Source organism: Deltaproteobacteria bacterium (genome assembly GCA_029210625.1).
GTDB lineage: Bacteria > Myxococcota > Myxococcia > SLRQ01 > SLRQ01 > JARGFU01.
In genome coordinates this window covers 909-15,835 of record JARGFU010000035.1, presented here as the reverse complement: position 1 = coordinate 15,835, position 14,927 = coordinate 909, and the positions used below count along the sequence as shown (strand labels likewise).

The window sequence follows — 14,927 nt, the reverse complement described above, 5'->3', positions numbered from 1 at the left end:
CCGCCGCTCTCTCGTGCCCGGTGCTGCCTCCGGCGCACGTCCTCCCATGATAGTCAGCGCGAAGCGGGCGGGCCAGCGCCCCTCGCGGGTTTCACCCCCGGCGTCTGTGCTACCCTTGCGGTTCTCGCCGCCCCGGGCGGCGGGAGATCGGCGGGAGCCAGAAGCGCAGAGGAAGCACCACTTGAGCTCGAGCATCGACGCATCCAGGCATCACCCGGCGATCTCCGTGGCGGCCGTGCTGGAGGCCTCCCCGGAGCACGACGAGGCCCCCGTGCTGGTCGAGGTCTTCACCGATCCCTTCTCCGCCTGGTGCTGGGGCAACCAGCCCGACTGGGTGAAGCTCTGCGAGACCTTCGGCAGCTTCCTCCAGGTGCGCTTCCGGATGGTGGGTCTGATCCGGGACACGGCTTCCGGGGAGCGCCTCGGGGGCGGGCTCTCGGATCCGCACCGGATGGCCATGCAGTGGGAGGAGATCGCCCACCTGACCCGGATGCCCCTCGACGCGGACCGCTGGCTGGAGGCGCCGCCGATGACCTCCTGGCCCGCCTGCGCGGCCATCGCCGCCGCCCTCGCGGCCGACCCGGTGGGGGGCGAGCTCTACCTGCGCCGGTGCCGGGAGGCGGTGATCTGCCACCGCAAGGACCTGGCGGACGCCACGGAGCTCCTGGAGCTGGCGGGCGCCTGCGACCTGGACGTCGATCGCCTCGCCCGCGACCTCGAGAGCGGGGCGGCCGGCGCCCTCTTCAAGGCCGACCTCGACCGGGCGGCGGCGCTGGGGGGCGTGAGCTGCCCGACCTACCACTTCAGCGGCGGGGGCGGCGTGGTCACCGTGAGGGGCTCCCGGCCCTTCCAGGCGCTGGTCGCGGCCCTCTCCGAGGCCTACGACGACGCCCTCCCCCTCCTCGCGGATCCCGCCGACGTCGAGAACCGCAGCGCCTACGCCCGGTCGCTGGCCTCGGCCCGCGGCTCGATCACGGTGGCCGAGTTCGCCACCCTCCTGGACATCGAGCCGGGCGACGCCGCCGACTTCCTCGACCGGCAGTGCGCCGGCGGCAACCTCGTCCGCCAGAAGATCGGCCGGGTCAGCCTCTATTCGGCGCCCTAGCCGCGAGGATCGCCCGGACCAGCTCGGCGAAGCCCGCCCCTCCCTTGCCGCGCGTCACGTAGCGGGGCGGGTGCGCCATCCGGGGGAGCATCGGCCGGACGTTGGCGACCCCCACCGAGAGCTCGAAGGCGGCGAAGAGCGGCTCGTCGTTGGGGGAGTCCCCCACGTAGGCCAGGCTCCGGGCCGCCGCGTCGGCCGAGAGCCCCCAGCGCTCGCGGGCGAGCTCCAGGAGCATCCCGCGCTTGTCGTAGCGGCCGAAGTAGGCGTTCACGTGGATCGAGGAGACCTTGCAGGTGGCGCCGTGCGCCTCGAGCACCTCGACGATGCGGTCGATGTCGGCGTCGGGGAGGGGCCCCACGTCCTCGGCGAAGTCGACCGCCAGATCGGCGATCCGGAAGGGCTGGTCCGCCGAGATCCGGGCCCCGGGGACGGCCGCCAGCACCGCCTCCCGCGCCCGCTCCAGCCGCACCCGCCCCTCGGCCCGCTCGGCCTCGCTCTGCACGTAGCGACGGACGAGGCGGCGCGCCTGGGCGTCGTGGGCGAAGTAGAAGGCCCCGTTCTCTCCCACGACCGCGTCGATCGGCCACATCCGGGCGAGGTGATCGCACCACCCGGCCGGGCGCCCGGTGACCGCGGCGAGCCCTAAGCCCGCCCGGTGGGCGCGCCAGAGCGCCGCGTAGGCCACCGGGCGGATCTTCCCCTCGGTGGAGAAGGTGTCGTCGATGTCGAAGCAGATCCCCCGGACCCGGGCCAGCCGGGCGCGGGGGGCCTCGGCGAGGGGTCTCGGTTCTCGGCGGCGCCCGGCGCTCATCGTTCCTAGGTTGGGGTCACCCGCAGCGTCGCGTCAACGTGCACAGCGGGGCCAGCGGGCCCCAGCGCTCGAGGAGGTGTGCCGTGATCATCGGAGTTCCCACGGAGACCAAGGTGCAGGAGTTCCGGGTGGGCCTCGTCCCGGCCGGGGTGCGGCTGCTCGTCGCCGACGGCCACGAGGTGGTGGTCCAGCGGGGGGCCGGCGAGGGCAGCGGCATCTCGGACAGCGCCTACGAGAGCGCGGGCGCGCGCCTCCTCGAGGACGCCGACGCCGTCTGGAAGGCAGCCGAGATGATCGTGAAGGTGAAGGAGCCCATCGCGGTCGAGTACGAGCGGATGCAGCGCGGGCAGATCCTCTACACCTTCCTCCACCTCGCCGCGGTCCCCGCGCTCGCCGGCGTGCTCCTCGAGCGCGAGGTGAAGGCGGTGGCCTACGAGACGATCCAGCTGCCCTCGGGCGCCCTGCCCCTCCTCAAGCCGATGAGCGAGGTCGCCGGCAAGATGTCGGTGCAGGTGGGCGCCATGTGCCTCGAGCGCGCCTGGGGGGGCCGGGGAGTCCTCCTGGGAGGGGTCCCCGGCGTGCGGCGCGGCCGGGTGGTGATCCTCGGCGGGGGCGTGGTGGGCACCAACGCCGCGAAGATCGCCGTCGGGATGGGCGCAGAGGTCGCCCTCCTCGACATCGACCTCGACCGCCTCGAGTACCTCGACGACATCTTCGGCGGCCGGCTGCAGACCCTCTACTCCGATCCCCACAACATCGAGCAGTTCGTCCGCCAGGCCGACCTGGTGATCGGCGCGGTGCTCGTCGCCGGGGCCCGGGCTCCCCGGCTGGTGACCCGGGAGCTGATCGCCCAGATGGGCAGCGGCACCGCGATCGTGGACGTGGCCGTGGATCAGGGCGGCTGCATCGAGACCTGCCGGCCGACCACCCACGCCGAGCCCACCTACGGGGTCGACGGGGTCGTCCACTACTGCGTGGCCAACATGCCGGGGGCGGTGCCCCACACCTCCACCCTGGCCCTGACCAACACCACCATCCCCTACGCCCGGATCCTGGCGAGGCATGGGTTGGAGGCCGCCTGCGCCGCCGACCCGGCCCTGGCCCTGGGGGTCAACACCCTGGCCGGCAAGGTCACCCACGCCGCCGTGGCCGAGAGCCTGGAGCTTCCCTACACCCCCCTCTCCGACCTGATCTAGCGGGGCCGATTTTGGGGGAATACCTCCTCGGATGGGGGGTTTTCGTGGGAAAGTGCAGCTGTACGGCCCTTCCGGAGGACCCTTCACGTCATGGCAAAGAGCGGCAAGCGCAGGGGAGAGGATCGCGCCTGGGACCCCCAGACCCGGGCGGCCTTCGAGGCCCAGGCCCTGCCCCACCTCGACGCCCTCTACGGCGCGGCGCTGCGGCTGACCCGGGACGAGGGTGACGCCCAGGATCTGGTCCAGGACGCCCTGGTCCGGGCCTACCGCTTCTTCGACCGCTTCGAGCAGGGCACCAACATCAAGGCCTGGCTCTTCAAGATCCTCACCAACACCTTCATCAACGCCTACCGGCGCAAGGGCCGGGAGCGCAACGCCGTCGAGGGCGCCGAGCAGGCCACGGTGCGAGCCCGGAGCATCTCGGCGAAGGTGAGCAGCAGCTCGCGGGACCCCGAGAAGGCCATCCTCGACCAGATGGTCTCGGCCGAGGTCCTCCACGCCCTCGACGAGGTCCCCATCGACTTCCGGATGGTGGTCATCCTCGCGGACCTCCAGGACTTCGCCTACAAGGAGATCGCCGAGATCGTCGGCTGTCCCGTGGGCACGGTGATGAGCCGCCTCTTCCGGGGCCGCCGCCTGCTGCAGAAGCGGCTGCGCGCCTACGCCCAGGAGCAGGGCATCGTGGCCCGCGAGCCCGCCGCCGAGAGCGAGGGCGCCTCGGTGACCCCCCTCGCCGACTACCGGGGAGGCCGCCATGGTTGAGGCGACCTTCCAGCTCGGCTGCCGCGACGAGCAGGAGCTCATCGAGCTCTTCCTCGACGGTGAGCTCGGCGCCGAGGAGCAGCGCGAGCTCGAGGCCCACCTCGAGGACTGCGAGGTCTGCCGCCACCACCTCGAGGAGCGCGCCCAGGTCTCCGCCCGCCTCCTCTCGGCCGCCTCCGAGGTGAAGGCCCCCGCCTCCCTCGGGGAGCGCGTCGCCGCGGCCCTCGACTCCGTCGACTTCGACCTCCCTCCCACGGCCGAGGACGAGCGCCTCTTCGGGCCCCCGCCCGGCCGTGACTCGAAGGTCGTCCCCCTCGCCCAGGCCCGCTGGACCCGGCGGCTTCCGGTGATGGCCTCCGCGGCCGCCCTGGCCCTCTTCGTCTGGGTGGCCGGGGGTGGCTTCGGCGCCAGCTCGAGCTCGGAGGAGGACCTGGTCGAGGACGCCGTCACGCGCCACGCCCGCGCCCTCCCCCTCGAGCTCGACACCCCGGATCCCGCCCAGGTGCGGGGCTGGGCCCGCGGCAAGGTCGACTTCAACCCCCGCGTGCCGCACTTCCGCTCCGCGCTGCAGCCCGTCGGGGCCCGCCTCTCGCACGTCCTGGACCGCCCGGCGGTCTACCTCGCCTACCAGGAGCCCGGCGGTGGCCGGGCGGGGCTCTTCCTCTTCGCCGAGGGCGAGCACCCCCACCTCCCGGTGGCCCGGGAGAGGGTGCGCCGGGTGGGTGACCACGAGGTCGTCCTGGTGAACCGGCGGGGCTACAACGTGGTGATGTGGCGGGATCAGGGCATCGTCTACTCCCTGGTCTCCGACCTCGACGAGTCGACCCTGCTGCGCCTCGTCGACGCCGGCAGCCGCTGATCTTTCGCGGGTTTGGACCCTCTCCCGGCCCCATGGCGGGGGAGGTCGAATCGTTGACCCGCCTCGGAGTGCGCGGTTAGACTCCGGCTTCGGACCCCAGTCTCCCGTATTTCCTGTGTTTTTGCGGCAGATCCCCCGCCGCGAAACGGAGTCGTGATGCCGAAGAAGATCCTCCTCATCGAGGCCGACGACGAGTTCGCCGGTCAGCTGAAGTCGGCTTTCGAAGCCCGTGGTGCGACCGTCGAGCAGACCGCCGACGGGAAGGCCGCGCCGGGCATCGCCTCCGACGGCGGCTTCGATGCCATCGTGCTCTGCGTCGAGCTGCCGAAGATGAGCGGCTACGCAGTCTGCAACAAGCTCAAGAAGAGCGCGGATCTCAAGGACATCCCGCTGATCATCACCTCGAGCGAGGCGACCCCCAAGACCTTCGAGCAGCACAAGAAGCTCAAGACGAGGGCCGAGGAGTACGTCATCAAGCCCTGCGAGGCGGAAGAGGTGGTCGAGAAGGTCAACGGGCTGATCGGCCTGGGCGAGGGTGACGCCACCCTCGACGACGAGATCGACCTCCTCGACGAGGCCCTCGAGGGCCTGGAGGTCGACGGGGGAGGCGGCGGAGACGGCATCGAGGACATCGCCCTGGACGCCCTGGAGATGGGGGATGACTCCTCGGCCGACGATGCCGAGTCCGCGGATCTGGCCATCGACGCCCTGGGCGCGATGGACGAGGAGGACGAGGAGGACGAGGCCCTCGACCTGCTCGGAGAGGCCGAGGAGGACGACGAGCTCGACGCTCTGGAGTCCCTGGAGGACCTGGGCGACGATCTGGACTCCGACGGCCTCGAGGAGCTCGAGGACTTCGCCGCCGAGGCCGGGGCCGAGGACGAGCTCCTCGACGTCCTCGACGAGGTCGAGGACCTGGAGCCCGAGGCGGAGGCCGAGCCCGACTTCGACCCCGACTTCGGGTCCGAGTTCGAGGAGGAGGAAGAAGAGGAGATCGACGGGCTCCCCGAGCTGGAGATGGAGGCCCCTCCCCCGCGCGAGACCGGCGGCGCCGGCGCTGCGGTCAAGGTGGCTGGACTCGAGGAGGAGCTCGCCAAGCTCCGCAAGGAGCGCGACGAGGCCGCCGGCAAGCTCTCGAGCGTGCAGGACGAGCTGCGGGCGAAGACCAACGAGCTCGAGGCCTTCAAGAGTGGCGGCGGCGCTGCCTCCAACAAGGACGTCATCCGGCTCAAGGGCGAGCTGACCGCCAAGGACAAGGAGATCCTCTCCCTGAAGGAGGAGCTCAACGAGAAGGAGAAGGCCGCCCTCGACTGGCAGGAGAAGGAGAACGAGCTCGAGCTGAAGGCCGTGGACCTCGAGGAGCGGGCCATGACCGCCGAGGCCAACGCCAAGACCTTCGAGGAGAAGGCCGACGAGCAGGGCGCCCGCATGGAGGAGCTCCAGGGCGAGCTCGTGGCCGCCCAGGACGCGGCCCGCCGGGTGAGCGAGCTGGAGGCTTCCCTCGAGGAGGCCCGGAGCCAGTCCGCTGCGCTCGAGGGCCAGGTGGCCGAGCTGGGGCAGCGCGTCGCCGAGGCCTCCAGCGAGGCCTCCGACGCCCGCGGCCGCATCGGCGAGCTGGAGTCCGAGCTGGCCGAGGCCCAGGCCGCGGCCGCTCAGATCGAGGAGCTGGAGGAGAAGGTCCAGACCCTCGAGAGCGAGAACAGGAAGCACGAGGACCGGCTGCTGAAGGCCTACCAGAACCTCAAGGGCGAGGAGCAGCTCCGCGAGCGCATCCGCAAGGCCCTCGAGGTCGGCCTCTCCCTCCTCGACGAGGCTCCGGCCTCGGTCGTGGACGACGACGAGGGCCTCGGCGAGGTCGCGGACCTCGGCGGCGACGACGGCATGGACGAGCTCGAGGAGTTCGAGGACGACGAGCTGGAAGACGTCGAGGACCTCGCCCTGGACAGCCTCGAGATGTAGCCCCGCGGGAAGGGCCTCGCCTGCGGGGTGCCCCTACCCCGCTGAGGAGGACTTCTTCTCCATCAGCTTCTTGGCCGCGTTGCGCAGGGCCTGGGGGACGTTGCGGTTCCGGGAGAGCGCCCGGATGTCGGGCGGCTTCAGCTGCGGCAACATCCGCAAGGCGAGCGCCAGCTGCAACTTCGGGTTGCTCACCAGGTTCACCTTCACCGCGTAGATGGCCATCAGATCACGCTTGGAGAGGATGTAGCGCAGGACCGCGTCGGGGATGGTCCGGGAGTTGGTCAGCGCGATGATCTCACCCTCGGTGATCCGCGGGCTCTGCACGACCGCCTCCTGCACGAGCTTGTTCGAGTCGCGCAGCAGGATGGTCCGGGCCTCCTTGTTGCCCAGCATCGCCATCTTGATCTTCTCCGAGACCGTCATCCGCATGATCTTCTGGGTGATGGTCTCCCGCTGCTCATCGCCCTCCGTCTCTTCCGGCGGGGGGGCCTCCGCGTCGTGCTCCTCGGCGAGAGCATCTGCGTGCGCGGCGATCAGGCCCTCGGCGGTCTCCTCGGGATCGGGCTCGGTCTCCGCGTCGACCGCCGCGTCACCCAGGATCCTCCGGCGCGCCTCCTGGAAGGCCTGCACGTCCGGGAGGTTGAGCCCCGAGCGCACGGCGAAGTCGAAGACCGAGTCGAGGGTGGCCTGGCTCGCCTCCGGGTTCCTGGCCAGGCCCCGGATGATGTCCGGCTCCCGCAACAGCCGCAGCTGGTTCTGGGCGATGAGGTTCAGGGACTTCCCCTTCACCTGGGCGGCGAGCCGCACGAAGGTCGCGTCGGTCGCCGCCGGGTTGAGGAGGATCTGCTCGAGGTGCTGCTCCTGCTCGATCAACGAGTCGGCGAGGAAGTCGAGCACCGAGGCCGGCAGGTCCCCGCGCAGCACCGGCGTCAGGATCTTCTCGGAGAGGCCCGCGGTCGCGGCCCGGGCGGTCTCCTGGACCTCCTCGTCGGCGTCGAAGGTCAGCATGAAGAGGACCTGCACCATGTCCGAGGGCGGCATGGGGATGATCCCCTTGGCCGCCATCATCTTCATCTTCTTGGGGGTCTCCCCGGCCACGAACTTCCGCGAGGCGGGCGCCAGGCTCTCGGGGTCGATGGGGCAGACGGCGGGATCGGTCGGCGGGAGGTTGTCGCTCATCAAGGGCCATCCTACCCGCGAAGCGCCACGGGGTGCACGCGGCGCGCGGCGGGAGGATCAGCCCGCGCTCTGGTTGCGCTGGTGGATGATCCGCAACCCCTCGAGGGTGAGCATCTCGTCCACCGACTCGATGGCCTTGCTCTCGCGGGCGATGAGGGGGGCCAGCCCGCCGGTGGCGATCACCTTGCAGGGGAACTCCAGCTCTCCCCGCATCCGGGCGACCACCCCGTCGACCAGGGCCACATAGCCGAAGAGGAGCCCCGACTGCATGGAGGCGACGGTGTTCCGCCCCACCACCCGCTCCGGAGTGGCCAGCTCGACCCTCGGCAGCTTGGCCGCGTGGTGGAAGAGCGCGTCCATGGAGATCCCGATGCCCGGCGCGATGGCCCCGCCGAGGTACTCTCCCCGGGGCGTCACGCAGTCGAAGGTGGTCGCCGTGCCGAAGTCCACGATGACCAGCCCGCAGTGGTACTGCTCGTAGGCCGCGACCGCGTTCACGATCCGGTCGGCGCCGACCTCGCGGGGGTTGTCGTAGAGGATCGGCATCCCCGAGCGCACCCCCGGGCCCACGAAGAGGGGCTCGTGGGGGAAGAGCCCCCGGAGGGCGGCGTCCCAGGTCTGGTGGAGGGGTGGCACGACGGTCGAGACCGCCGAGCCCTCGAACTCGCCCAGGGAGAGGCCGGCCTCGGAGAGGAGGAGCCGCACCAGCACGCCGTACTCGTCGGCCGGCCGGTGCTTGCGGGTCTCCATCCGCCAGTGCTGACTCAAGGTGTCACCGTCGAAGACGCCCAGGACGGTGTTCGTATTTCCCACATCGATGGCCAGTAGCATCGTCCGGGACTCTTACGGCCCTCACCGGACGGCTGTCAACGCAGAGCCCAGCTGGTAGTCATCGGGGGATGGAAGCCCTCCTCGACTGGATCTGGATCCTGCTCTGGCAGATCTTCGGCTTCCTCTTCTTCACGCTCTGGGGCTGGCTGATCATCCTCTTCGTGCTGGTCCCGGCGCTGCGGGGGCGGCTCCGGGTCTACGGCCGGCGGCGCGCGTTCTACCGGGCCCGGCGGGCCGAGCTGGCCAACCCCCGGAACGCGTCGGTGCGCTTCCTCCTCGGCCGGCTCCACTTCGAGGGCCGCCAGCTCCGGCGGGCCTTGCACTTCTTCCGGGAGGCCGTGCGCATCCACAGCGAACACGGCACGCCGGTGGACCCCAAGCTCTACCTGCTCCTCGGCCACACCCTCCGGCGCCTGGGGCACCTGCCCGAGGCCATCGCGGCCTACGAGGCCGGGCTGGAGGAGGCCCCCGAGTCGGGCCGGGGCGAGAGCGAGACCGGCCTGGGGATCGCCCACCGCAAGCTCGGGGGCGAGGAGGGCCTGGCGCAGGCCGAGCGCTGGTTCCGCCGCGCGACCGAGGTCAACCAGAGCCTCCTGGAGCCGCGGGTGCGGCTCGCCGCGCTGCTCCAGCGCAGGGGCGAAGCCGAGGCGGCCGCCCGCCTCCTGCAGGAGGCCCGGGAGCTCGAGGTCCCCGACTACCTCCGGCGCCAGGAGCGCCGCTGGCGCGTGGCGGTGTGGGTCTTCCCGCTGATCTCGGGGCTACTCTGACGAGGAGTGCTTGAGCGGCCGCAGGTGGACGACCTCTCCGGCCACCACCCGCTCGAGCACTCCGTTGGCGCGCCGCACCAGGAGCGAGCCGCGCTCGTCGATGCCCTCCGCCACCCCGTCGAAGCCCTGCACGTCGTCGCCCAGGTGGATCCGGACCGGGCGCTGGAGCGTGGCCGAGAGGGCCTGCCACATCTCGCGCACCGGCCCGAAGCCCTCTTCGAGCCAGCGGTCGTACCAGACCTCCAGGCTGGAGAGCAGCGCAGCGCAGAGGAGGGGTCGGTCCAGGGGCTGGCCGAGCTCGATGCGCAGGGAGGTCGCCGTCGAGGCGATCTCCGCCGGGAAGTCGGCGGCCTCCATGTTCACGTTCAGCCCCAGCCCCAGGACCACGTAGCCGATGCGATCGCCGCTCGCGGAGAGCTCGGTCAGGATCCCGGCCAGCTTCAGGCCGTTCACCAGCAGGTCGTTCGGCCACTTCAGATCGACCGGCAGGTTGAAGGCCGTCCGGAGGCTCTCGGCGATGGCGACCCCCGCGACGAAGGTCAGCTCCGGCGCCCGCAGGGCCGGCAGGTCCGGGCGGAGGATCACCGAGAGGTAGATGTTCTGCTCGGGGGGCGAGATCCAGGTGCGGCCGCGCCTCCCCCTCCCCTCGCTCTGGTGCTCGGCCACCACCGCCTCGCCGTGGAAGGCACCCTCGCTGGCGAGGATGTTGGCCAGGGCGTTCGTCGAGTCGATCACCGCCCGGTGGTGGAGCTCGCGCCCCAGGTCGTGGGTGGTCAGGAAGGGCTCGATCTCCAGGGGGGTGAGGCGATCGGGGACCGAGACCAGGCGGTAGCCCGCGCGGCCCCGCGAGTCGATCCGGTAGCCCTGCGCGCGGAGCGACTCGATCTGGCGATAGACCTCGGTCGGCGCGAGGCCGAGCTTGGCAGAGAGCACCTCTCCCGAGAGGAACTCGCCGAGGGCATCGGAGAGCAGCCCGAGGACCAGTTCACTCGATGCGTCCGAGGTCGACACCGGCACAAGCTACCGCAAAGGTAGGTGGAAGGTCACCCGTTCAGGTCGAGGGCCAGATCCACCGCCTGGGCCCCGTGGATGATGCTGCCGATCGAGACGTAGTCGACCCCGGCCCGGGCCAGGCGGGGCAGGCGCTCCAGGGTCACCCCCCCGGAGACCTCCAGGAGGACCCTCCCCCCGGCCGCCTCGACCGCCTCGGCGACCCGGGCGTCGTCCATGTTGTCGAGCATCACCATCTCGGCGCCGGCGGTGATCGCCTCCTCGAGGCCCGCCAGGTCCTCGACCTCCACCTCGATCCGGGTCAGCGGGCCGACCCGCTCCCGGGCGCGCTCGACGGCGATGGTGATCCCGCCGGCCGCCACGATGTGGTTGTCCTTGATCATCACTCCGTCGAAGAGGCCGATCCGGTGGTTGTGCCCTCCACCGTGGCGGACCGCCGCCTTCTCCAGCAGGCGCAGCCCGGGGGTCGTCTTGCGGGTGTCGAGGAGCCGGGTCCGGCCCTCGCCCAGGGCGTCCACGAAGTGGGCCGTGCGGGTCGCGATCCCCGAGAGGCGCTGCAGGAAGTTCAGGGCCAGGCGCTCGGCGCTCAAGATCGGCGCCAGCCTCCCCGACACCCGCAGCACCGGCGCGCCGGCGACCAGGAGGTCGCCGTCCTTCACCATCGGGTCGATCAACAGATCCGGACCCACCCGCTCGAAGACGCGGGCCGCCACGGTCACACCGCTGACCACCAGCGCCTCCCGGGCCACCACGGTGCCGCTCCCCTCCCGGGTGGGCTCCACCGTCGCCTCGGTGGTGACGTCCCCCGGCCCGAGATCCTCGGCGAGGGCGAGCGTGATCAGATCCTCGATCCCGGGGGCGAGTGGGTGGTGCATCAACGGGCCTTTCCGGTCTTCTTCGCCGCCTTCTTCGCGGTCTTCCCGGCGGCCTTCTTCGTCGCCTTCTTCGCGGTCTTCTGGGCGGTCTTCTTCGTCGCCTTCTTCGCGGTCTTCTTGGCGGCCTTCTTCACCGCCTTCTTGGCGGTCTTCTTCGCGACCTTCTTCACCGCCTTCTTGGCGGTCTTCCTCGCGGTCTTCTTCTTCGCCGCGGGCTTCGCCTCCTCGGAGGGCGGCGCCTCGACCCAGGGCTCGCCGAGCGCCGACGCCACGTGGGCCATCCCCTCCCGGAGCTTGCCCTGCCCCATCGCCTGCAGCCCGGCGACCAGGCCGCGGGCCCGGGAGAGCCCCCGCACCCGGGAGGTCGCCTCTCCGGCGAGATCCTCGTCCCGGGCGGCCCTCACCTCCTGCAGCACGCTCTCGATGCTCTGCCGGGAACCGCTCATGGCTCACCTCTCAGCCGCTTCAGGTTGCTCTCGATCCGGGCGTGGACCTCCTGGAGCTCGGCCAGCCGCGCCTTGCTCTCGACGACCACCTCCTCGGGGGCCCGGGCGAGGAAGCCCTCGTTGCCCAGGCGCTTCTCCAGGCCGTTCAGGTCCTTGGCGACCTTGCCCAGCTCCTTCTCCAGCCGGTTGGCCTCCTCGTCGAGATCGACGATCCCCTCGAGGGGCACGTAGACATCGAGGTCGGTGGCCACGTGCACCGCGGCCTTCGCGGGCGGGGTCCCCGGCTCCTTCACCGTCAACCGGCTGGCGCCGCAGAGCCCGAGGAAGTAGCCCTCGTTCTCCTCGAAGGAGGCGCGGGCCTCGGCGTCGGGGGCGTGGACCTCGACCTCCAGCTTGGCCTTGGGGGAGATGCGGGACTCGCCCCGGATCGTGCGGACCCCCGAGATCGCCTCGATGAGCCGGGCCATGGTGGCCTCCCCCGCGTCGTCCTGCCGGGAGGGGTTCGGCTCGGGGTAGCTGGCGATCATGATCGAGGCGGGGCGCTCGTCGCCGAGGGGAAGCTTCTGCCAGATCTCCTCGGTGACGAAGGGCATCATCGGGTGCAGCAGCCGCAGGGCCTCGTCGAGCACGTGCACCAGCACGCGCTGGGAGGTCTTCTTGGCCTCGTCCCCGAGGTCACCGCGCAGGGGCGCCTTCGCCAGCTCGATGTACCAGTCGCAGAGCTCACCCCAGAAGAAGCCGTAGGTGATCCGGGCCGCCTCGTCGAAGCGGTAGCCCTCCAGGGCGTCCTTCGTCCCGGCCACGGCCCGGTCCAGGCGGCTCAAGATCCAGCGATCGGCCGGCAGGAGGTTGCCCGCCCACGGCTCCACCCCGTCGGCCTCGTAGTCCTCGAGGTTCATCAGGGCGAAGCGCGCCGCGTTCCAGATCTTGTTGGCGAAGGCCTGGTAGCCGGCGACCCGGTCGAGGGAGAGCTTGATGTCGCGGCCCTGACCGGCCATCGAGGCCAGGGTGAAGCGCAGGGCGTCGGCGCCGTGCTTCTCGCTCACCTCGAGGGGATCGATGACGTTCCCCTTGGTCTTCGACATCTTCTGGCCCTTCTCGTCCCGCACCATCGCGTGGAGGTAGACGGTCTCGAAGGGCACCTCGCCCATGAAGTGGATCCCCATCATCATCATCCGGGCGACCCAGAAGAAGATGATGTCGAAGCCCGTCTCCATCAGCGAGGTCGGGTAGAAGAACTTCAGGTCGGCGCTCTGCTCCGGCCACCCGAGGGTGGAGAAGGGCCAGAGCCCCGAGGAGAACCAGGTGTCGAGGACGTCCTCGTCCTGCCGCAGGGCCGTCGCCCCGCACTCGCCGCAGGCGGCGGGGGCCTCCCGGGCGACGGTGACGTGCCCCTCGTCGCAGTACCAGGCGGGGATGCGGTGACCCCACCAGAGCTGCCGGGAGATGCACCAGTCCTGGATGTTCCGCATCCAGTGGAAGTAGGTCTTCTCCCAGCTCTCGGGGACGAAGACGGTCTTCTTCTGCTCGACCGCCTCGATGGCGGGCTCGGCGAGCACGCCCGCCTTCACGAACCACTGCTGGGAGAGGTAGGGCTCGACCACGGTGCGGCAGCGCTGGCAGCCGCCGATCTTGTTCTCGTAGTCCTCGACCTTCTCGAGCAGCCCGAGGGCCTCGAGGTCCTCGACGACCTTCTTGCGCGCCTCGTTCCGGTCCAGCCCCTGATAGGGGCCGCCGTTCTCGTTCACCTTCGCGTCGATGTCGAGGATCGAGATCTCCTCGAGCTCGTGGCGCTTGCCGGTCTCGAAGTCGTTGAAGTCGTGGGCCGGAGTCACCTTCACCGCGCCGGTGCCGAACTCCATGTCGACGAGGACCGCGTCCCCGACGATGGGGATCAGCCGATCCACCAGGGGGAGGCGCACGGACTTGCCGACGAGGTCCTTGTAGCGCGGGTCCTCGGGGTGCACCGCCACGCCGGTGTCGCCGAGCATCGTCTCGGGCCGGGTCGTGGCGACGACCAGCCTCCGGTCGGTGCCCTCGACCGGGTAGGCCAGGTGCCAGAGGTGCCCCTTCTGCTCCTCGTGATCCACCTCGAGGTCGGAGAGCGCCGTGTGGCAGCGGGGGCACCAGTTGATCAGCCGGGTCGCCCGGTAGATCAGCCCCTCCTCGTGGAGGCGCACGAAGACCTCGCGCACCGCCCGGGAGAGCCCCTCGTCCATGGTGAAGCGCTCACGGCTCCAGTCGCAGGAGGTGCCCAGCGCCTTGTGCTGCTCGGTGATGCGGGAGCCGTAGGCCTTCTTCCACTCCCAGACCCGCTCGAGGAAGGCCTCGCGGCCGAGATCGTGGCGGCTCTTGCCCTCGCTCTGCTGCAGCTCGCGCTCGACCACCATCTGGGTGGCGATGCCGGCGTGGTCGGTGCCCGGCAGCCAGAGGGCCTCGAAGCCGCTCATCCGCTTCCAGCGGACCATCATGTCCTGGATGGTCGCCGTCAGGGCGTGCCCCATGTGCAGGGAGCCGGTCACGTTCGGCGGCGGCATGACGATCGAGAAGGGCGGCTTGCCGCTCTCGGGATCGGCGACGAAGTGGCCGGCCTGCTCCCAGGCCTCGTACCAGCGGCGCTCCACCGCTGCGGGATCGTAGCTCTTGTCCAGGGTGCTCATGGCATCTCCCGCGGCGCCGACGATGGTGGCAGGCGCCGTCGAAACGAAAGGAGTCTTCCCCCGAAGGTGATGAGGACGCCGGCCCCGCGAGGCGAGGCCGGACGACCCTCGGATGCGGTCGACCGCGCTCTACTCGCCGCCCTCGCGGGCCTTGATGAGCCGCTCGAGCTCCTCACGGATGATGGTCTCGGCGAGCTCGGGGACGACCTCCCAGACGACCTTCTCGATCAGCTCGCGGCTGGCTCCCGAGAGGGCCGCGCGCAGGGTCGCCTCGTCGGTGCCTCCCGCCGCCGGGGCCACCGGGGCGGGCGCCGGGGTCGCCTCGACCTCGAGCTCCGGCTCGGGCTCCGGCTCCGGCTCCGGCTCGGAGAGGTCCATCTCGACCTCCGGCTCGGCGTCGGCCAGATCGAACTCGGGCTCCGGCTCCGGCTCCGGCTCGGAGAGGTCCATCTCGACCTCCGGCTCG

At 71.0% G+C, this 14,927-nt stretch carries 14 protein-coding genes; 6 read left to right on the top strand and 8 right to left on the bottom strand.

Annotation, left to right across the window (positions count from 1 at the left end):
* The first annotated feature begins 181 nt into the window (after positions 1–181).
* The gene (locus tag P1V51_22595; protein ID MDF1565842.1) at positions 182–1,105 is read left to right on the top strand and encodes a DsbA family protein; all 924 of its coding nucleotides are present in this window, start codon (positions 182–184) and stop codon (positions 1,103–1,105) included.
* On the opposite strand, the gene P1V51_22590 is transcribed toward P1V51_22595, so the two are convergent.
* A complete protein-coding gene (locus P1V51_22590) occupies positions 1,083–1,916 on the bottom strand; it encodes an HAD hydrolase family protein (protein ID MDF1565841.1) in 834 nt (277 codons plus the stop codon). The two genes, P1V51_22595 and P1V51_22590, sit on opposite strands and share 23 nt — an antisense overlap.
* Positions 1,917–1,999: 83 nt before the next feature.
* On the opposite strand from P1V51_22590, the gene ald reads away from it, so the two are divergent.
* The 4 genes from ald to P1V51_22570 all read left to right on the top strand — a co-directional run bounded on the left by ald (position 2,000) and on the right by P1V51_22570 (position 6,692).
* Positions 2,000–3,112, top strand: coding sequence for an alanine dehydrogenase (gene ald, locus P1V51_22585; GenBank protein ID MDF1565840.1), 1,113 nt, complete (start codon positions 2,000–2,002; stop codon positions 3,110–3,112).
* A 90-nt stretch (positions 3,113–3,202) separates the two neighbouring features.
* On the top strand, positions 3,203–3,874 hold the full coding sequence (locus P1V51_22580; GenBank protein ID MDF1565839.1) for a sigma-70 family RNA polymerase sigma factor: 672 nt from the start codon (positions 3,203–3,205) through the stop codon (positions 3,872–3,874).
* Entirely contained in the window at positions 3,867–4,733 is an 867-nt protein-coding gene (locus P1V51_22575; GenBank protein MDF1565838.1) for a zf-HC2 domain-containing protein, read from the top strand. The genes P1V51_22580 and P1V51_22575 overlap by 8 nt, the downstream gene beginning before the upstream one ends.
* Before the next feature lie 156 nt (positions 4,734–4,889).
* Positions 4,890–6,692: a response regulator gene (locus tag P1V51_22570; GenBank protein MDF1565837.1), complete on the top strand. Its 1,803-nt coding sequence runs from the start codon at positions 4,890–4,892 to the stop codon at positions 6,690–6,692.
* Between the two features lie 33 nt (positions 6,693–6,725).
* Here P1V51_22570 and P1V51_22565 read toward each other — a convergent pair whose 3' ends face one another.
* Together P1V51_22565 and P1V51_22560 are read right to left on the bottom strand one after the other, a co-directional pair.
* Complete coding sequence (locus P1V51_22565) at positions 6,726–7,871, bottom strand: hypothetical protein (protein ID MDF1565836.1); 1,146 nt, start codon at positions 7,869–7,871, stop codon at positions 6,726–6,728.
* 57 nt (positions 7,872–7,928) lie between these two features.
* Positions 7,929–8,702, bottom strand: coding sequence for a type III pantothenate kinase (locus P1V51_22560; protein ID MDF1565835.1), 774 nt, complete (start codon positions 8,700–8,702; stop codon positions 7,929–7,931).
* 68 nt (positions 8,703–8,770) lie between these two features.
* On the opposite strand from P1V51_22560, the gene P1V51_22555 reads away from it, so the two are divergent.
* Positions 8,771–9,469, top strand: a complete 699-nt coding sequence (locus P1V51_22555) for a hypothetical protein (protein MDF1565834.1) — start codon at positions 8,771–8,773, stop codon at positions 9,467–9,469.
* Here the strand turns inward: P1V51_22555 and P1V51_22550 are convergent.
* The 5 genes from P1V51_22550 to P1V51_22530 all read right to left on the bottom strand — a co-directional run.
* Complete coding sequence (locus P1V51_22550; GenBank protein ID MDF1565833.1) at positions 9,461–10,480, bottom strand: biotin--[acetyl-CoA-carboxylase] ligase; 1,020 nt, start codon at positions 10,478–10,480, stop codon at positions 9,461–9,463. The genes P1V51_22555 and P1V51_22550 overlap by 9 nt on opposite strands.
* Before the next feature lie 32 nt (positions 10,481–10,512).
* Positions 10,513–11,355, bottom strand: a complete 843-nt coding sequence (nadC, locus tag P1V51_22545) for a carboxylating nicotinate-nucleotide diphosphorylase (protein ID MDF1565832.1) — start codon at positions 11,353–11,355, stop codon at positions 10,513–10,515.
* The gene (locus P1V51_22540) at positions 11,355–11,801 is read right to left on the bottom strand and encodes a hypothetical protein (protein MDF1565831.1); all 447 of its coding nucleotides are present in this window, start codon (positions 11,799–11,801) and stop codon (positions 11,355–11,357) included. Before P1V51_22540 ends, nadC begins: the two co-directional genes overlap by 1 nt.
* Positions 11,798–14,461 (bottom strand): valine--tRNA ligase, encoded by a 2,664-nt coding sequence (locus tag P1V51_22535; protein ID MDF1565830.1) that lies wholly within the window; start codon positions 14,459–14,461, stop codon positions 11,798–11,800. Before P1V51_22535 ends, P1V51_22540 begins: the two co-directional genes overlap by 4 nt.
* Positions 14,462–14,590: 129 nt before the next feature.
* On the bottom strand, positions 14,591–14,927 hold a 337-nt coding region (locus P1V51_22530; GenBank protein MDF1565829.1), incomplete at its 5' end, for a response regulator.